This is a genomic window from Stieleria magnilauensis (assembly GCA_007753675.1).
In the GTDB taxonomy this organism is placed as follows: Bacteria; Planctomycetota; Planctomycetia; order Pirellulales; family Pirellulaceae; genus Stieleria; species Stieleria magnilauensis.
This window is the reverse complement of the sequence record CP036432.1, coordinates 222394-242430: the sequence shown is the minus strand read 5'-3', so window position 1 is coordinate 242430 and position 20037 is coordinate 222394. Positions and strand designations below refer to the sequence as shown.

The window sequence follows — 20037 nt, the reverse complement described above, 5'->3', positions numbered from 1 at the left end:
AAAGGGGAGAAAGCAGGCAAGTTGGTCCTTTTGTGACTGTTGGCTTGTTTTTCGCAGCTGGGTGACTTTACTCGGGGGTGAGAGCATCGGTGATCCTAGGGGCCGGATTTCCAGTAAACGTGCCGAACTCTCGATCCGAATCGGTCGACGAACATGAAAGCCAGCCCGCTTTCGAGTGGTCGACATTATTTCACCTCAACGTCTTCAGGTCATCCAGGTTCTGTCATGCCGCGAAACTGGCCACACCGTCTGCTCGGCTCGATTTCCAAACGCCAGCCCCGAAAGAACGCCCGCAAGCGGACCCAGCGGCGTCGAGTTCTGGTCGAATCCCTCGAAAATCGCCGTCTTCTCGCTGTCATCACCTCGGCCGACACCGCGACGGTCGATGAAAACCAAGTGTTCGCGATCGATGTCAATTCCACCGACGATCTCGATTCCGAAGGCAGCGGTTTGACGTATTCGCTCGGTGGTGGAGCGGATCAGAATCTGTTCTCCATCGATCCCAACTTCGGCGTGCTGCAATTCAATTCTGCCCCCGATTTCGAACAGCCCGCCGATGCTGGCCAAGACAACGTCTATGACGTCACCGTGGTGGTCACCGACAGCGACTTAAACTCCGACTCACAACCGATTCAAATCACCGTCGCCGGTGTGAACGAAGCCCCGGTGGCTGACGCGGGTGGCCCGTATTCGATCGACGCAGGCTTGACGATCAACGTCGATGCCAGCGGATCGACCGACGTCGATGCCGGCGACACGCTGACCTACAACTGGGATCTCGATCAGGACAACGTCGCTGATTTTACGACCACCGACGCGATTGCCACCATTCCGTGGCTGACCGTGATCAATCATATCGGTGTCGGTTCCCACACGATCAACTTGACTGTCACCGACAGCGGTGGACTCAGCTCGACCGCTCAGGCAACTGTCGACATCAGCGACCTGTTCATCTTCCCCGCGGTCTCGGATAACGTCGCCGACCAATACACGATCGAAATCTCGGGTGCCGATCTCCAGGTCAATGATTCCATCAACGGCACGCTGCTGAGCCGGGTCCCAATTGCAACGATCACCAACATCGCCGTTCAAGGAAGCTCGGATCAGGACACATTGACGATTGATTACTCCGGCGGCGTGATCGTGACGCCCATCTCCTTCAACGGCGCCGATCCGTTGAACGATCCCAACAACCCTGGGGTCCCCGGCGACGCGCTGCAGCTGGTCAACGGCGCGACGCTGATGGTCGAGCACCAATTTGCCGCGCCGATCAATGACCAGATGGGCGGCACGATTTCGATCCAGTTCAATGCCGTCGATTCGGGGACCATTCAGTACACCGGGCTGGAACCGATCGTCGACAATTTGAGTGCCGTGGACCGCGTGTTTACGTTCACCGGTGGTAGCGAAACGATCACGCTTTCTGACGATCCGGTCGCGGCCGACAACGTCAACCGGATCGATTCGACGTTGGGCGAATTGGTCGACTTCTTGAACCCCACGAGTTCGCTGACCATCAACGCGGGAACCGGGGACGACCTGATTGATGTTCTCGATTTGGACACGCTGACCCTGTCCCCCACCCTGACGATCAACGGTGACGACGCCAACGACACGATCAACATCGCCAGCGTCCCGGCCACGTTGACGGCCAATCTCAACGGTGGCGTCGGCAACGATGTCTTCAACGTCGGATTGACGTCATTGGACGGCATCCTCGGGGCCGTCGTCATTGGCGGTGACGCGAACGATGCCGCACCGACGACCGGCGACAGCGTCACGGCAAAGACCCTCACCGTCGACCTGACACTTCCGATCGGCGACCAACTGATCGTCTCGGACAGCTCCAGCGTGACGGCGGAAACCTACACCCTGACCGATTCCACCTTGGTCTCCACCGGTTTGACCGGCAGCCTGACCTACGCCGGTGTCGAATCGGTCTCGCTTGAAACGGGCAGCGACAATGACATCGTCGCGATCACCAGCACCATCGCCGCAGGCTCGACGTCGGTGGATACCGGTAGCGGTGACGATACCGTGACGATCGCCAGCACGGGGGCGGGCGGCATTCTTTCTGTCAACACCCTCGCCGACGCGGATTCCGTTTCCATCACCAACACCGGCGCCGGCAGTGTCACGCGGGTCGCCACCGGCGATCAGGACGATGATGTCGTCGTGACGTCGACCGGAGCCGCAAGCGGACTGATCCTCGACACCGAAGGCGGTGACGACGTCGTCACGTTGATCAACACCGGTGCCGACTCGGCAACCGTCATCGACACCGACCTGGGATCCGACGTCATCAACGTGCGCGGCACGGCCGCCGGCAGTGCCACCGACATCTTTGCCGGCGCGGGACTGGACACCATCAACATCTCCTCCGACGCTGCTGGAACACGAAGCGCCGATCGCAATGTGATGCGAGGCAATCCGGCCGGCGTGTTGGACGGCATCTTGGGTGACATTTGCGTCTACGGCGAAGATCCCGGTGTCGTGGCGCCGGGGATCAGCGAGAGCGTAACCGCTAAAGGCATCACGGTCACGCAAAGCTATGAACTCGGCGATGAGTTGAACATCAGTGACGAAGGCAACCTGGTCGGACACACCTACACCCTCGACGCCACCACGTTGACTCGCGCCGGGCTGACCGGCGGCGTCACCTACGACACGATCGAGACGCTGAACCTGGAAACCGGCGCCGCGGCCGATGACGTCACGATCACCACAACCGGCGACAACACTCGGACGACGGTCAACACCTACGCCGGTGCGGACACGATCACGGTCACCACGACGGGGCTCGAAAGTGTGCTGCTGGTCGATTCGGGCATCGACAATGACACTGTCAACATTCTCAACACGGGAACCACGGGAACACCGGGTGTGGTGGACGCGAGCGTCACGCTGGTCACCACGGGCGATGGCGACGACGATGTGACGGTCACGACCACCGGTGCCGAAAGCGGGCTGGCGATCGACACTCTTGGCGGTGACGATGTCGTGACCGTGATCAACACCGGCGGACTTTCGGCCACCGATATCAACACCGGCGCTGACTCGGACGTGGTCAACGTCCGTGCCACCGCCGCTGGCAGTGCGACGGACATCTTTGCCGGCACCGGGCTGGACACCATCAACATCTCCTCCGACGCTGCTGGAACACGCAGTGCGGATCGCGCGGTGATGCGAGGCAATCCGGCCGGCGTGTTGGACGGCATTTTGGGTGACATCTGCGTCTACGGCGAAGATCCAGGTATCGTGGCACCGGGGATCAGCGAGAGCGTGACCGCCAAAGCGATCACCGTCACCCAAAGCTATGAACTCAGCGATGAGCTGAACATCAGTGACGAAGGCAACTTGGTCGGACAAACCTACACCCTCGACGCCACCACGTTGACTCGTGTCGGGCTGACCGGTGGCGTGACCTACGACACGATCGAGACGCTGAACCTGGAAACCGGCGCCGCGGCCGATGACGTCACGATCACCACAACCGGCGACAACACTCGGACGACGGTCAACACCTACGCCGGTGCGGACACGATCACGGTCACCACGACGGGGCTCGAAAGTGTGCTGCTGGTCGATTCGGGCATCGACAACGACACCGTCAACATTCTCGACACGGGAACCACGGGAACACCGGGTGTGGTGGATGCGAGCGTCACGCTGGTCACCACGGGCGATGGCGACGACGACGTGACAGTCACCACCACCGGCGCCGAAAGCGGGCTGGCGATCGACACCCTTGGCGGTGACGATGTCGTGACCGTGATCAACACCGGCGGACTTTCGGCCACCGACATCAACACCGGCTCAGACTCGGACGTCGTCAACGTCCGTGCCACCGCCGCAGGCAGTGCCACGGACATCTTTGCCGGCACCGGGCTGGACACCATCAACATCTCCTCCGACGCCGCCGGCACACGCAGTGCGGATCGTGCAGTGATGCGAGGCAATCCGGCTGGCGTGCTCGATGGCATCTTGGGTGACATCTGCGTTTACGGCGAAGATCCCGGTGTGGTCAGCCCGGGAGTCACCGAAAGCGTGACGGCCAAGACCATCACGGTCGAGCAGAGTTACGACCTGGGTGACGAGTTGAACATCAGCAACGAAGGAAGTGGTGCGGCCAACACTTACACACTCGATGCAACGACGTTGACGTCGACCGCCTTGGCCGTTCCGCTGGTTTACGACACGATCGAAACGCTGAACCTGGAAACCGGCTCCGCAGCCGACAGGGTCACGATCACCACGACCGGAGACCGGACTCGGACGACGGTCAACACCTATGCCGGTGCGGACACGATCGACGTCACCACGACGGGACTGGAAAGCGTTCTCCTGATCGATTCGGGAATCGACAATGACGCGGTCAACATTCTCAACACGGGAACCACGGGAACACCCGGTGTTGTCGATGCCAGCGTCACGCGGGTGAGCACCGGCGATGGCGATGACACCGTGATGGTGACCACCACCGGTGCCGAAAGCGGATTGGCGATTGATGCCGGCAGCGGCAACGACACGGTGACATTGCTTGGCACCGGGACGACTTCGGCGACCGCAATCTCGCTCGGTGCTGGCGACGACATCACCAACATCCGTGCGACCGCGACCGGTAGCGCGGTGGATGTCACCGGCGGCAGCAACAACGACACCTTCAACATCACCTCCACCGCCGATGGCTCGCTCGGGACACCGAACGGGAACTTGAACGGCAATTTGGATGGGATCTTGGGCGACATCTGCGTGTTTGGCGAAGCCCACGACGCGGTGTCGATCAGCGAATCCGTGACGGGCCGTCAAACGATCGGATCGGACGTCACACGAACCGCCACCGTCGACACGGGGGACACGCTGAACGTCTCCGATCAACTCTCCGTGGCAGCCCACAGTTACACGGTCACGGCGACTTCGGTCGAGCGAACCGGCGGTGGCAATGTGGCTTACGAGACGACCGAAACGTTGAACGTGCGAACCACTCAGGGTGACGCCACCGTCACGGTCGCCTCGACGGCCGATGACACCACATTCACTCTGACCAGCTATGCCGGCGCCGACACGCTGACGATCACATCGACCGGGGCGGGTTCGATCAGCCAGATCGCGACCGGCGACAACGCCGATGTCGTCAGCGTCGCTTCGACCGGCGGCTTGAGCGTTGCTCCGCCGAACGACCCAAGCGTCACGGTGATCGATACCGAAGCGGGCTCCGATGCCGTTTCCATCTCATCGCTCGGTGACCAGGCCGGATTGCAAGTCAATTTGGGAGCCGACATTGACAGCGTCGATTTGCTGTTCGAAACCGCCCCGCCGACTCGCACCGGATCCGCGGTCGTGAATGTCGCGGCCGGAGATGGCGACGACACGCTGAATGTCAACGAAGTCTTTTTGAACACGATCGTTGACTTGAACGGAGACGCCGGCGACGACACGATCAATCTCAACGCGTCCGGTGCCGACACGGCCGGATACCTGGGGCGAATCAACAACGACCCGCTGGGCAACGACGCGGTCGCAGCGACCCGCCAATTGTTCCTCGACGGCGGAGTCAACTCGGCGGGCACGAACTCGGTGACCCAAGGCGTGACCAACGCCGGTGGATTCCCGGTCGAAGGCAGCGTACCGGGCATCGCCACCGGCGACCGCGTCAACCTGCTCGCCGGCAGTGCCACCGAGTCGCTGGACTTGCGATACGTCATCACCGCGGCCTCGCAGGGTGTCTTGGCAACCACGACTCCCGGCACGCCCCGAGCCACGACGGGCAATGAAGTGTTCGAAACGCTGGGCATCGAGTCGATCGATATCGTCTCCGGCACACAAGACGACATCTTGACCGTCACCAGTGACATTCCGATCGAAATCACCGGGACCGCCCAGTTGTTGACCTTTGACGGTGGCAACGGAACCGACAAATTCGAAGTCATCGGCGGCAACGACGCGGATTTGATCACCGTCGGTCAATCCGGCGACGCACAGCTTGAACCGTTCGGAATCGCCAACGTCGAATTGGTCCGGATCGACGGAAACGGCGGCGATGACCAGATTTCGACGCAAACGCCGACCCTGGGAACGCTCAACGGCGGCGAGGGCAGCGACACGCTTTATGGCGGATTCAACCAAGACTTGCTGACCGGCGGTCCGGGTGTCGATTTCCTGTTCGGTGGCGCCGGAAACGACGTGCTGATCAGTGACCAGGACTTCGGCAGCGACACGCCGTTGATCACCGACGGCGAGGTGCTCAATGGGGGCAGTGAAACCAGTCTCACCCCTGGTGACGTCTGCGTTCAGCTCGGTGTCGATAACATTATCAGCTGCGAAGCGTTTGAAGATGGCGGTGGCATCAAGGATGTCTTGACCTGGCTACGCGGAGTGATTCTGCCCGCCGGCTCGGTCAACTTTGCCGACCCCAACAACCCGTTCTTGTTGCCCTTCGTTCCGGTTCGCCCCAATCCGGCTCCGTTGCTGGCGGTGACCGAACTGAGCCAGATCCCGTCGTTGGTCGCCAACACCAACAATTCCCAGCCGAAGACACGGCACCAGGATTTTGATCCCGCCGACGTCAATCAAGACGGTTTGGTTTCCGCCCGAGACGCATTGATCATCATCAACCACGTCGCTCGGATGCAAAACAGTGACGCGTCGGGCGAGCAATTGTTGAGCGCGGCCAACCGCAGCATGGACGTCAACGGAAATGGAGCGATCGAACCGTCCGATGCCCTGATGGTGATCAACGAACTGGCCAAGAACAGCGACACCGGTGGCGAAGGGGAGGCGAGTGCGGCGTCCGGCTGGATCCCCGCCGTTGACAGCGTCTTTGGCGACACCGACGATGAAGAGCGTTTCCTGGACGATCTGTTGTTGGGAATCGGCGAGCTGTGATCATTTGCAACAATGTTGCCAAAAGTCAACATTGTTGATTTGACTCCCCCCACGATCGACCTAGGTTTACTTCGAATCCGCACAATCCAGCGTATCCGGGTGCGGCAATCAAACCACAAGATCGAAGACTCGGGGGAGTTCAACCGAAATGTTAGCCGCAAAATTCTGGGGCGGACTGGTCGCCGCAACCGCCTTACTGGTCGGAACCGCAAACGCCTGTGACGATTGTGCCAAATGCAAGGGGTCCGGCGTCTGCACCAAAACGGTCCAGGTGCCCTGCACCGTGATGAAGACCGTCACGCAAACCTGCTATCGCGAAGAACAACGCGTCGAAACCGTGCTGGTTCCCAAGACAATCACGGTCGAGAAACAAGTTCCCTACGAATACAACGCGCTGGTGTGTGTCGACAAAGTTGACGAGCAGGTCATCGAAGTCAAAACGCCCAAGTTCCGCTGGGTCGATCAAGAATACACGATCATGGTCCCCGGCAAGGACACCGTCACGAAGATTCGCAAGCGAACCGAGTGCGTGCCCGTGACCGAAACCAAGACCTGCATCGAAGACCAGGGGCATTGGGAAGTGCAAATGGTGGCCACCGATTCCTGCGGCGGATGCAAGTGCACCGAAAAGAAAGTCTGGTGCCCCAACCCGGTCGAAGTCACCAAGGAAGTCACGGTGATGAAGGAAGTCTGTGTCGAAGAACCTTACACGTGCGAAGTCTGCATCTCCGTGCCGATCAAGAAAACTCGCAAGGTGAAGGAGTACTTCACGAAGACGGAAACCAAGACCATCAAGCATCCCTACAAGACGATGGAATATCGCAAGAAGACCAAGATGGTCACCGCTTGCGTGCCGGAAACCGTCAACGTCGAAGAAACCCGCACCTGCACCGTCAAGGTTCCCTACACGGTTGAAAAACAGGTCCCCTGCACCGTGATGAAGACGGTTCAGCAAACCTGTGCATGCAGCTGCGGCTGCGGAGCCTGAGGCTTACGTCTCACCGGCTCGCAGCACGACCGACAAGCCGAACACGTCACGGAACAGACCGGCTTGTTGTTTCATCGCGATCTGTTCTAACGAGACGTCCCGGACGCCCGGGACGTGGATCATCAAGCGTTTTCCATCGGTCTGGCATTCGATCTCGCGAATGCGACTGGTCCGCGTGTCATCAAGCGCCGTTGCCAGCCGAAGGATCGACGCCAGTTTGTTGACAATCACCCGCGTCTCGCGGTCCAGCGACATGTAATCGGTGTGCGACGGTTGCGGTGGGGCCCGGCGATAGTATCGTGCGATCAGCCCGACTTGCAACAACTCGCTCCTGGAGAGTCCGAACAGTTCGCTGTACTTGATGATGTACAGGGAGTGTTTGTGGTGGCTGCGGACATTGATCTGCATGCCGATCTCGTGCAGCAGCGCCGCGACGTGAAGGATCACTTCATGGCGGTTGTCCAATAAATGCTCCGATCGAAGCTGATCGAACAGTTTTCGCGCCAACTCGGCGACGCTGCGGGCGTGCATTTCGTCGAAATGGAATCGCCGTCCGAGTGACAGCGCCGAACGCACGATCTGGTTGCGAAATTCGGCCGTCCAGCTTCCGCCGACCGCGATGTCTTTGAGCAGTCCCTCGCGCAGGTTGGTGTCGCTGACGTAGACGTGTTCCAACCGGAACTGCTTGGCCAACATCGCATACGCCAGCAGCGCCGGCCCCAACGTTTCGGCTTCGATGAACGAGGCATCGAATCGTTTGACGATTTCATCATCGCCCATCTTCAACACGGTGTCGGTCAATTCGGTCAGCGACTTGGTCGGCATGACCGCCAATTCACCTGGTTGCCAGTCGTCGACGATCAGCCGTGTTGCCAATCGAATGTCGCCGCCGACGGCCACCAAATTCAATTGCGAATCGCCGCGAACAAAATCGCTCAACTGGTTCAACGTCCGATTGATATGATTTTCCAACAGGGCGCGGCGGCGATCGACGCCCGCGCGGGCCAGATCGATCGCCTGCAACATCCGTAGCGATCCGAGTCGAAAGGAATTGCTGGCCAAGACGTTGCCGCTGCGCACGATCAACACTTCCGTGCTGCCGCCACCGACTTCCAACACCATCGCCTTGCCGTTGGAAAGCTCGGCGTTGGCCAGCAACTGGGGCGTGATGCCCATGTAGGTGATCCGATTGACTTCCGCTTCGTCGATCGGTTCGACATGCAAGCCGGTCGCGGTGTAGACGCGATCGGCGAAGGCGAGTCGATTGGAGGCTTCGCGGACGGCGCTGGTTCCCACCACGCGAATGTCCGACGTGCCTTCGATGCCGTATTCGCGCAGCACACGCTGGTATTGGGACAGGACGGAAACGACCCGTTCGGTGCTCTTTCGCGACAAGCGTCGCGTCTCAAACGCTTCCTTGCCCAACTGCACCGGTTGCACCAACTGGTCCAGCATCCGGACCTTGGCGCCGGCGTGGATCTCGGCGACCGCCATGCGCATCGCGGTGGCCCCGATGTCGATGACGGCAACGACCCGCTGGATCGTCGACGCCGCCGGTTCGAGTTGTCCCACGTCGGCTTCTTTGACAGGCGAACTAGACATTGAAATCTTCATCCTCTTCATCGTCGTCTCGATCCGGATGCATGGGATCGTCGGGATCAAAGAACAGATCGGCCAGCCCCAGCGGAACGGCGTCGCCGCCCAGGGTTCGACTCTTCCGCTGCGACAATTGCTCCAGATCGAATGCTTCATCGCCCAGGCAACTCTGCAGCGCCTCCTGCCAGGCGGCATCGCGGCTGACCGGGTGATCGGGATTTTGCGAGATGCGTTTCAGGGCGTAACGAAGCAAATTGATTCCGTCACGCGGCGAGAATTCCAATTTCAATTGATGCGATCGCTGCAGGAACTCCACCGTCATAGCCAGCATTTCCGCTTCGGCAAAGGGCAGGTGGTATTGCAGGATCGCCATTTCGTCCTGCTTGTTGGGGAAGCCGACCGGCAACGTCGGTTGCAACCGGCTCATGATGTAATCGGGAATCTCGAACGTCGACTCGTCCTGGTTCATCGTCACCGCGGCGCGAAATTCGCTGTGCGCGTCGATCGTGATCCCTGCGACGATGGATTCGACGTAGCGTCGATTGTCGAACAACGGCGCCAGCGATGCCCAGGATTTCTCATTCATCCGGTTGCCTTCGTCCAGCACACAGACGCCGCCACACAGCATCGCGGTGACCAGCGGGGATGCGTGGTAGGCGATCTCGCCATTCTGGCTGAGCACCGGGGTGACCAACAGATCCTCGGGGCGTGTGTCGGCGGTGCACTGATAGATGTACAGCGGCCGGCCTTGTGCTTTGGCCGCCGCGATCGCTAGTTGGGTCTTGCCCACGCCCGGTGCGCCGACCAACCGCGGCGTCAGCGGCAAATCGGCTTCGTCGAGTGAAATCCAACACGCCAACAGTTGCTGCAAGATCTCCGCTTGGCCGATCCAGCGGCCGGGATCGACATAGGGCTTGGCCAGTTTCAATCGAACACCGTCGATTTCAACGTGCGTCGATCGCATCGCATCATTCTCGTCGGGGTTCGTCATCGCGTCTTTCGTAGGGCTCATCTGTGTTGTTGGTGCCGTGCCAGGTTGGCCGTTAGGAATCGTACTCATTCGTCCGTGTCGGCGTAGGCGGAGGCGGGTTTCGCCAGACCGCCCGATCGGACCCGTTGTTCTTCGTCGCGAACGGCCGCCACAATCGCATCGATGTATTGATGGATTGAATGATCCGCAAAGTGATCGATCTTCCACCGTCGAAGCCCGCGGAGAAATCCGTGCCACTTGTCACGACGTTTGGAGACACGCCCGAGTTTGCGGATGCGGCCATTTCGATCAAAGTAGACTTCGCTTCCGCTGTGTCGGTAACCCAAAAACGAAGGCGGCACTCGTGTGACGATGTCGTTGTTGTGGACGAAGCGGTAATGATCCAGTTTAACGTAGTTGATGTATCGCTTGTCACCCACCCGTGGGCTCCCGAACGTAAACAGCTCAACCGGGTGACTGGGAATGTGCGACAGATGACAGCGACCGGCACAAATCGTCGCCATCGCCCCGCCGAGCGAATGACCACAGAAATAGAGTGCGTGCTCGTTGTCCAACAGCGCCGTTTCGATCATCGGCCAAAGATCGTCGACCTCGGTCTTGAATCCGCGGTGCACCCGTCCGATCGTTTCGGCAACCACACTCGCCGCGTTCGCATCGGCCCGGATGTCGTTCCAGTCGTTCGGTTCGGTGCCCCGACACCCGATCACGCAGTCGTGCTGGTTGCGAAAGCGATACGCTTGGGATCCGTCGCGATCGAAGAAGGTCACGTCGTCAAAGCCGGCGATCGCCGCGGCCGCCCGCGCCTCGGCTTCGTCGTTGTACGCAATCATCGATAATTCCGCGAACAACAACGATCGACGTAGAAAACTCAATTCCGCGACCGGTCCCTTGACCGCAGAATGGACGACCAACGGGACTTCGCCCGGATCCTGTACCTTGTCGATCGCTTCGACGGATCGTTGGGTCACGTCTTCAAGCACCCCTGCACCTCGCTGCCCGAAATGGCGAAAGAGACGAAATCGGCGTACAGCCTAGAGCCAGCAGCCCCCTGCTGACCAGCCCACTCTGCTGACCAGCCCAGCACTAGTATTCCTTGTCACCGTGCGTTTCGGGTAGGCGGTAGTGGACGAGGCGACGAGTCCTTGCCAATGTGCCGACTGCAGAGGACTCGTCGCCTCGTCCACTACCCGAAAATTGAACTGACGCGGAATACTAAGCCTGGACGGTCGGCACGGCGATTTCGCTGACGATTTCCTGCAACACGCTTTCCGTGGTGACTTTGCGAAGTCGACTTTCCGGCCGCAGGATCAGACGGTGGTTCATCACCGGGGAGAGCACGCGTTTGATATCATCGGGTGTGACAAATCCACGACCCCGAATCGCCGCCATCGCCTGACCACAGCGAAATAACGCGATCGTCGCCCGGGGACTGCCGCCAAGTGCCAGGTCATTGTGACGGCGCGTCTGCTCGATGATTTGCAAAAAGTACTGCCGCACGCGCGGATCGACGTGGACCTTGCGAATCTCCGCTTGCGCCGCAATCAGCTCTTTCGCCGTCGCGACGGCCGGCAAGCGATCGATCGGATGGGTGTGCTGCAGCAATTCCAGCATCCGCATCTCTTCTTCCATCGACGGGTAACCCAGACTGAAACGCATCAGAAAACGGTCCAGCTGGGCCTCCGGCAGCGGGAACGTACCTTCGTGATCGACGGGGTTTTGGGTGGCGATCACCAGAAACGGCTTTTCCAGAACATGCGTGGTTCCGTCGACGGTGACACAGCCCTCGGCCATCGCCTCCAGCAACGAGGCCTGGGTTCGCGGCGTGGCGCGGTTGATTTCGTCGGCCAGCAAAATCTGGGTGAAGACCGGCCCGGCGCGAAACTCAAACTCGGCCTCTTTCTGATTGAAAATCGATGTCCCCGTCACGTCGGTCGGCAACAAGTCCGGCGTGCACTGGACCCGTTTGAACTGGCAGCCGATGCTTTTGGCCAACGCCCGGGCCAGCATCGTTTTGGCCACCCCCGGCACGTCTTCGAGCAACACGTGGCCGCCGCTGAACCAGGCGACCAGGGACAGCACCAGTTGCTTTCGTTTGCCGACGATCGCGTGCTCGACATTGGCGATCACCCGTTTGGCGAATTCGGAGACCGCCGCGACATTGGCGACTTCGCCGGCACCCCCGCCCGAGGCTCCTGCGTGGGCAGACGGGTCGACGACAGGTGGGGCTTCGGTCATAAGAAACAAATCGCGGGAAAGACGAGCTGGAGCGGGGCGGTGGCGAAGGCTGACTACCAGTTTAACTGATCAATCCGTTTGGTTTATTTGTCTAAATCTTTTTGCGACCCCCGCCAACGGCTTGAATTTCATCCTTCCAGCTACAATGGCCCGGCCACCGCTTTGTTCATCGTTTTCGCATGAAAATCACCGCCATCCCCCAGCTTTACCGGAATCTGCGTCGCTGGCGCGAGATCCTGGCCGTGCTGCGCCGCTACGGGTTGGCCGATTGGCTCAGCCAACACCGTCGGCTCCCCTTCCAGGGCTGGTTCAAGGACCATCGGGGCACGCCGTTGGCAGAGTACACGCGGGAACAACGGGTGCGGATGGCGCTGACGGACCTCGGCCCCACGTTCATTAAACTCGGCCAGATCCTGGCCGCACGCCCCGACCTGGTCGGCATCGCGTTGAGCGAAGAGTTGAAGGGGCTGCGGGCGAACGTTCGGCCGGACGACATTGCGACGGTACGGAAAACGCTGGCCGGCGAATTGGGCGACGATTACGAATCCCACTTCGCCAGCATCGATGCCCAGCCGCTGGCCAGTGCCTCGATCGGCCAGGTCCACCGCGCGGTGCTCAATGACGGGCGGCGGGTGGTCTTGAAGGTCCAGCGGGCGGGAATCGAAAAGACGGTCAAGCAGGACATCGAGGTCTTGAGCGGATTGGCCGTGCTGGCCGAACGCGTCGAAACCGTGGCGGCCTGGCGACCGGGCGATGTGGTCCGCCAGCTCGCCCCAATCATCACCCGCGAGCTGGATTTCAGCCGGGAGCGGCAATCGCTGGAGCACTTTTCCGCGTGGATCGCCAAACACAGCGCGGACGTCGTGGTGCCCAATCCCGTTGCCCAACTGTGCACCCGCCGCGTCTTGGTGATGGACGAACTGATGGGCCGCTCGCTGGCCGAATGCCTGCGTGACGCGGAACACTCCACTTCTTCGACTGCATCGCGGCGAGCCAAATCGACGCGCACCGACGAACCGGCATCCCAAGGCAACGGCGCCGCGGCGAAGCCGTCCGCCGAGAATGGCCGACGGGAACAATTGGCCAAGATCACCCTGGATGCGGATCGCTGCGAGATGATCGGCCATGCGATCGCCGATGTCTATCTGGCGATGATCTTTGAAGAAGGCCTGTTTCACGCCGATCCCCACACCGACAACCTGTTTTTGCTCGAGGATGGTCGGCTCGGAATCTTGGATTTCGGGATGACCGGACGGATCGATGAGCGATTGCGAGAGAACATCGAAGACATGTTGGTCGCCATTTCAGGGGGCGACCAAAACCGCTTGACCCGTCTGATCCGCCGCGTCGGTGAAACGCCTCCCACCCTCGACGAGTCCGCGCTGTCGATCGACGTCGCCGATTTTATCGGCACCTACGGCCAGCAATCGATGGACGAATTCGATCTGGCCGGCGCGTTGACCGCGCTGACCGAACTGCTGCACAAGCATTCGATCAAATTGCCCAACCAATCGGCCTTGCTGCTGAAAATGTTGATCTCGCTCGAAGGCACCCTGAGCGAGCTGGGCGCCAGTTTTGACTCCTTGAAAGTGATTCGATCCCTGGCGCACAAGACGATGCTTCGCCGCTTGAGCCCGCAGCGTCGGTTTCGCCAAGCCCGTCGCATTTACTTAGAAGCGGAAAGCTTTCTCGAATCGGCGCCCGACGAACTGGTTTCGTTGATGCAAATGCTTCGCCGCGGCGAAACACGATTCACACTGGAGCATCAGCGTTTGGGACCGTCCGTCAATCGTCTGGTTCTGGGCGTGATGGCCAGCGCGGTGTTTCTCGGATCGTCACTGTTGCTCGCGCAGCAGGTCTCGCCGTTGATCTCGATTCCGTTGTACTTCACCACGCTGGAACCGATCAGCCTGTTCGGGCTGGTCGGCATGGTCGGAAGCATCTCGGTGATGTTGTGGTTGCTGCTGGCGATCGCCCGCAGCGGTCACCTGACGCGTGACAACGACAACTGAATCGGGGGCAGGCCTTGTTAGCGGTAGGACGCGAGCCCTCCGGTCCGCCACCGCGTTTTCAACGCGGGAACCGGACGGCTCGCGCCGTTCCGCTAACACGTTCAGTGTCGAAGCACGTGGCAACGATCAAAACTGGAAACTGTGCGCGTCTTCTTTGGGAGCCGGTTGGTAGCCGAGCGGTTCCATGCTGCTTCCGGCGCGGCCTTGGCTGAGGCTGCGGACGGCGCTGGAATAGCCGAACAGCTCTTTCAGCGGGGCGTGGGCGGTGATCACGGTCATCGCGCCGCGTGTTTCGGTGGCGGCGATCAAGGCACGGCGTTGTTGCAAGTCGCCGACCAGCTCACCCATGTAGTCTTCCGGCGTCGTGACTTCCACCTTCATGATCGGCTCGAGCAGCACGGGGCCGGCTTTTTCGAGCGCCTTGTCAAAGGCATCGCCGGCGGCGATGCGGAACGCGACCTCTTCGATTCCCCCCTCTTCGCTGACCTCGGCGTCATAGGCTTCCAGCTTGATTCCCGAGAGCGGGAAACCTGCCAGCACACCACCGCCTTCGGCGCGGTCGCGAAGTTCTTGAATCGCGGCGTGCCGCACGTCGCCTTGCAACAGCGTGTCCGGCGGCAGGCGATCGAACACGATCGGCTTCGCGGAGCTGTCTTCCAGGGGCGACACCCGGACACTCAAACGGGCAAACATCTGATTGGCGCCCATTTGCCGATTGCAGACACCGATGACGTCGGCTTTACCGCCAATCGTTTCACGGTAGTTGACTCGCGGTTTGTAGAACTTGACGTTTAACCCGAAGTCGCGAGTGAGCCGGTGTTGGATCACTTCCAGGTGCAACTCGCCCATGCCGCTGATGATCGTCTGCCCCAGTTCTTCGTTGTCGACCGCGCGAAACGTCGGGTCTTGGCGACGCAACATGTCCAGGGTGTCATCGAGCTTCTTGCGGTCGCCCGTGTTCTCCGGTTCAATCGCCATCGACAACACCGTGTCGGCGAACGTGATGCTGGGCAATTCGATCTGGTTCTGGGTGTCGCAGAGGGTGTCGCCCGTGATGGCAAAGCGAGGACCGATGACACAGCAGATGTCCCCGGCGGCCAGCGATTCGGTTTGCCCGTCGCGTTCTTTTTTGGACGCGTGGATCTGCCACAGTTGGGCGACGTTTTCTTTCTTGTCGCGGTTGGGGCAATAGACCCGTGAGTTCTGTTTCAGTTGTCCGCTGTAAATCCGAATCCAATAATTGTCGCCCGTCTTGGCAGGCAGGATCTTGAACACCAGCGCGCTAAACGGCTCGGTCGGGTCCGGCTTTCGGATCAGTTGCTGGTCCGGCTTTTTCGGATTGGTCCCTTCGACCGGTGGGCGGTCGAGCGGGCTGGGCAAGTAGTGCCCGACGGCAGTCATCAGCGGTTGGACGCCGATGCCGTGCAGCGCCGACCCGCACAGTACGGGTTGGATGGTCTGCTCGATACAGCCTTTGCGTAACGCTTTGCGAATCACGTCCACCGGCACCTCCTGGTCTTCCATCACCAGGGCCATCGCGTCGTCGTCAATCTCGCAAACCGTTTCCAGCAGTTGTTCACGCCACAGCAGCGCATCGTCCATCAACTCGTCGGGGATATCCGTTTGCGTGACCTCCTTGCCTTCGGTCGCCGGATCGAACTGCAACAACTTCAGCTCGACCAGATCGATTACCCCGCGGAACGGGTTTTTGACGTGAGTCGGGCCTTGGCCGACGGGCAACTCGACCGCGACCGGTCGGCCGCCCAGTCGGGGACCGATGTCGTTGAAGACGGAATCAAAATCGGCGCCTTCGCGATCCATCTTGTTGATGAAAACGATTCGCGGCACGTTGTAGCGATCCGCTTGCCGCCACACCGTTTCGCTTTGCGCCTCGACGCCTTCCCGCGCCGAGAACACGACGACCGCGCCATCCAGGACACGCAAACATCGCTCCACTTCGGCGGTAAAGTCGACGTGCCCGGGCGTGTCGAGCAAGTTGATGTGGTACTTGTCCCAGCGGTACCTCACACAGGCGCTGAAGATGGTGATCCCGCGTTCCTGTTCTTCGGGGTCGTCATCGGTGTCGGTCGTGCCGTGGTCGACACGTCCGACGCGGTGCTTTGCGCCGCTGAGGTACAGCATCCGTTCGGTGACTGTCGTTTTACCGGCATCGATATGAGCGATGATTCCAATGTTGCGCAGTAAATTGATGTCGGCAGACATGATTGATCAGGGGGTAGGGAAGTGGCAGCGGAGCTCCGCCGAGGGCAACGTCGATGGGAAGGATTTTGTAACGTCTTAGCGATTTCCGCTAGACCGCACAGGAATGGATCCGATGGGAACAAAAAACCGCGATCACGGCGGGATTGCCGTGTCGCGGTTTGAGAGTTTTGGTTCGTTGTTGTTTTTGGGAGTGATCGGAACGCCGATCACCACGCAAAGTGTGCGAACGCCTTGTTGGCGTCGGCCATGCGGTGCGTGTTTTCGCGTTTGGTGTACGCGACGCCTTCCTTCTTGTATCCGGCCATGATTTCGTCGGCCAGCTTCAGGTGCATCGGACGGCCCTTCTTGCTACGGACCGCTTCGAGCAACCAGCGGATGGCCAAGCTTTGCTGACGGGCACGATTGACTTGCATCGGAACCTGGTAGCTGGCACCACCGACTCGCTTGCTGCGAACTTCGATGTACGGCTTGATGTTTTCCAGCGCGGCTTCGAAGACTTCGATCGGCTCGTCGCCTTCGGTCTCGCCACGTCGAGCGATTTCCGCCAACGCATCGTAGAAGACTTTCTGGGCGACGGTCTTCTTTCCATCCAGCATCAAGCAATTGATGAACTTTCCGGCCAGCATCGAATTGTGGCGTGGGTCGCCCTTGAGCTGTTTCTTACTTGCGGTGATCCGTCCCATTTCAAACTTTCAAATGTCGAGTGATGTTCGTTCTGAATAATGCGTGTTTCAAGCGGCCGAGCCGCCGATGCTATTTCTTGGCACCGTAACGGCTGCGAGATCGTTTACGGCCTTCGACGCCCAACGCGTCACGGCTGCCGCGGACGACCTGGTAGCGAACACCGGGCAAGTCACGGATCCGGCCACCGCGGACGAGCACGATCGAGTGCTCCTGCAGGTTGTGACCTTCGCCGGGAATGTAAACGGTGACCTCTTTGCCGTTGCTCAACTTGACCCGCGAAATCTTTCGCAGTGCCGAGTTCGGCTTCTTGGGGGTCATCGTACGAACTTGCAGACAAACGCCCTGCTTTTGCGGGCATTTCTCCAGTACGGGAGACTTACTTTGGCGTTTTTTCAGTTTGCGTCGCTTGCGGACGAGTTGATTGATGGTGGGCATAGAGTCGTCGTTCTGGCGTTTATCCGTTGTTTGCCGTATTTGGAAGCGTGCAAGTATCGTGCCCTACCGGTTGGTGTCAAGGGCTGATCAGCAGTAAGATTTGGCGATGCCCATTTTGACCATTGAATCGACCTGTGACGAGACCGCTGCGGCGGTGATTTCCGACGGCGGCAGCGTGCTCGGCGAGTGTGTCGCCACCCAAGAAACCCTGCACGAACAGTTCGGCGGGGTGGTCCCGGAAGTCGCCGCCCGAGCCCACGTCGAGCGGATTTTGCCCGTCATCGACACCGCGCTGCGAAAGGCCGGGCTGCAAGGCGCCGATTTGGATGCGATCGCCGTCGCCGACCGACCCGGGTTGGCCGGATCGCTGCTGGTCGGAGTCGTCGCCGCCAAAACCCTGGCGGTGGCCTGGAAAAAGCCGCTGGTGGCGATCAATCATCTGCACGCCCATTTGTACGCCTGCCAAATGGCAGCCGACCTGTCGGTCTATCCCTGTATCGGGCTGGTCGTCAGCGGCGGGCACACCAGTCTGTATCACTGCACCAGCCCGCTGGACCTGGAATACCTCGGCGGGACGATCGACGATGCGGCCGGGGAGGCGTTTGACAAGGTCGGCGCGATGCTCAATCTCGGCTTTCCCGGTGGGCCTGCCGTCTCCCGCTTGGCCGCCCAAGGGGATCCGAAAGCACACGCCTACCCGCGATCGATGCTCAAAGAACCCGGGTACCGCTTCAGTTTCAGCGGCCTAAAAACCGCGGTCCGCTACAGCATCGCCCCACCCGGCGTGAAGGATTTCTCGAACATCAACCTCAGCGATCAAGCCAAAGCCGATATCTGTGCCTCGTTTCAGGCCGCGGTCGTGGACGTGCTGGTCGCCAAATCGGTCCGCGCGGTCAAAGCGTACGAGGCCGGGTTCTTGATCGTCGGCGGCGGGGTCGCGGCGAATCCGGTGCTGCGCACGGGCCTGCAAACGGCCGCTGAAAAAAACGGTTTCCAGCTGGTGATCGCCCCGATGAACCTGTGCACCGACAATGCCGTGATGGGAGCGATCGCGCTCGAAAAAATTCGTCGCGGCGAATTCGCCCCCCTCGATCTCGACATCACCGCCGGCCTGCAACGCGGCTTCTAGTAGTCTACCGCAGCTCAATTTTCAGGTAGTGGGCGAGGCGACGAGTCCAGGTAGTGGACGAGGCGACGAGTCCTCTGTAGTCGGCAAATTTGCAAGGACTCGTCGCCTCGTCCACTACCGCCAACCCGAAAACCAAGGTGCGGCGGAATACTAGTGGGGCACGCTTCCAGCTTGCCACCCCCAGAAAGCTTCAGCTTCCCCCCTCTACTTCACACAACGATAAACAAACGCCGGAGGCAGATTTCGCCAGACCGTGTGGCTGCGTCCGACCTCGGCAAAGCTGGCTTTCAGCCGCCGAGAAAAACGCCGCCCGGCGGGCAACACGACGCCCTGCCAATAGGCAAACGTCGCGAACCGGCCGCCCTCGCACATCCGATCGATCATCGCCTGCATGATTTCCGCTTGCAGCGACTCGGGAAACGACGCCCACGGCAATCCGCAGATCACCGCGTCGATCTCGCCCATCCCTTCGGCGTCGCAAATCGCTCCCAGATTGGTCGCGCTGTCTTCGATCACCTTCGCCGCCGGGCATCTCGCCCGGGCCACCGCAGCCATTTCGCTGCTGCGTTCGATCGCAAAAAACTTGGCGTCCGGATGCAGACGCTCGACGATTGCTTCGGTAAAAACCCCCGTGCCGGGGCCGAATTCGACGACGTTGCGGATCGACGGCCAATCGAACCAATCCACCATCGCCGAAACCAAGCCCGGGCTGCTCGGGGCAATCGCTCCGACCCGTTTCCGTCCAAAATCGTTGGATGGATAAAGACTTCGTCGAACGGAATTTCGTTCAGGTTGTTCAGGCTCATCAGCACCATCCGCGCGACCCACAACGTGATGATGTCGCGTGACGTGCAGAGCG

At 60.2% G+C, this 20037-nt stretch carries 12 protein-coding genes; 4 read left to right on the top strand and 8 right to left on the bottom strand.

The window, feature by feature from the left end; all coding sequences use genetic code 11:
* Positions 1 to 225 precede the first annotated feature (225 nt).
* Complete coding sequence (locus TBK1r_RS00970; RefSeq protein ID WP_145207112.1) at positions 226 to 6885, top strand: dockerin type I domain-containing protein; 6660 nt, start codon at positions 226 to 228, stop codon at positions 6883 to 6885.
* 148 nt (positions 6886 to 7033) lie between these two features.
* Positions 7034 to 7873, top strand: a complete 840-nt coding sequence (locus TBK1r_RS00965; protein ID WP_145207111.1) for a hypothetical protein — start codon at positions 7034 to 7036, stop codon at positions 7871 to 7873.
* A gap of 3 nt (positions 7874 to 7876) precedes the next feature.
* On the opposite strand, the gene TBK1r_RS00960 is transcribed toward TBK1r_RS00965, so the two are convergent.
* The 4 genes from TBK1r_RS00960 to TBK1r_RS00945 form a co-directional block, all read right to left on the bottom strand.
* Complete coding sequence (locus tag TBK1r_RS00960; RefSeq protein WP_145207110.1) at positions 7877 to 9475, bottom strand: Ppx/GppA phosphatase family protein; 1599 nt, start codon at positions 9473 to 9475, stop codon at positions 7877 to 7879.
* Positions 9468 to 10481 (bottom strand): AAA family ATPase, encoded by a 1014-nt coding sequence (locus tag TBK1r_RS00955; RefSeq protein WP_095742119.1) that lies wholly within the window; start codon positions 10479 to 10481, stop codon positions 9468 to 9470. The genes TBK1r_RS00960 and TBK1r_RS00955 overlap by 8 nt, the downstream gene beginning before the upstream one ends.
* Positions 10482 to 10525: 44 nt before the next feature.
* Entirely contained in the window at positions 10526 to 11428 is a 903-nt protein-coding gene (locus tag TBK1r_RS00950) for a lipase family protein (protein WP_419580830.1), read from the bottom strand.
* A gap of 244 nt (positions 11429 to 11672) precedes the next feature.
* Positions 11673 to 12695: an AAA family ATPase gene (locus TBK1r_RS00945; protein ID WP_145207108.1), complete on the bottom strand. Its 1023-nt coding sequence runs from the start codon at positions 12693 to 12695 to the stop codon at positions 11673 to 11675.
* A 179-nt stretch (positions 12696 to 12874) separates the two neighbouring features.
* On the opposite strand from TBK1r_RS00945, the gene TBK1r_RS00940 reads away from it, so the two are divergent.
* Complete coding sequence (locus tag TBK1r_RS00940) at positions 12875 to 14707, top strand: ABC1 kinase family protein (protein ID WP_145207107.1); 1833 nt, start codon at positions 12875 to 12877, stop codon at positions 14705 to 14707.
* Positions 14708 to 14833: 126 nt separating this feature from the next.
* Here TBK1r_RS00940 and fusA read toward each other — a convergent pair whose 3' ends face one another.
* The 3 genes from fusA to rpsL all read right to left on the bottom strand — a co-directional run bounded on the left by fusA (position 14834) and on the right by rpsL (position 18049).
* Positions 14834 to 16930 (bottom strand): elongation factor G, encoded by a 2097-nt coding sequence (gene fusA / locus TBK1r_RS00935; protein WP_145207106.1) that lies wholly within the window; start codon positions 16928 to 16930, stop codon positions 14834 to 14836.
* Positions 16931 to 17136: 206 nt separating this feature from the next.
* The gene (gene rpsG / locus TBK1r_RS00930; protein WP_095742114.1) at positions 17137 to 17613 is read right to left on the bottom strand and encodes a 30S ribosomal protein S7; all 477 of its coding nucleotides are present in this window, start codon (positions 17611 to 17613) and stop codon (positions 17137 to 17139) included.
* A gap of 70 nt (positions 17614 to 17683) precedes the next feature.
* Positions 17684 to 18049 (bottom strand): 30S ribosomal protein S12, encoded by a 366-nt coding sequence (gene rpsL / locus TBK1r_RS00925; RefSeq protein ID WP_095742113.1) that lies wholly within the window; start codon positions 18047 to 18049, stop codon positions 17684 to 17686.
* 106 nt (positions 18050 to 18155) lie between these two features.
* Between rpsL and tsaD the strand changes: the two genes are divergently transcribed.
* Positions 18156 to 19178, top strand: coding sequence for a tRNA (adenosine(37)-N6)-threonylcarbamoyltransferase complex transferase subunit TsaD (gene tsaD, locus TBK1r_RS00920; RefSeq protein ID WP_145207105.1), 1023 nt, complete (start codon positions 18156 to 18158; stop codon positions 19176 to 19178).
* Between the two features lie 204 nt (positions 19179 to 19382).
* Here the strand turns inward: tsaD and TBK1r_RS00915 are convergent, their stop codons facing one another.
* Positions 19383 to 20033 (bottom strand): class I SAM-dependent methyltransferase, encoded by a 651-nt coding sequence (locus TBK1r_RS00915; protein WP_473772518.1) that lies wholly within the window; start codon positions 20031 to 20033, stop codon positions 19383 to 19385.
* Between the last annotated feature and the right edge of the window lie 4 nt (positions 20034 to 20037).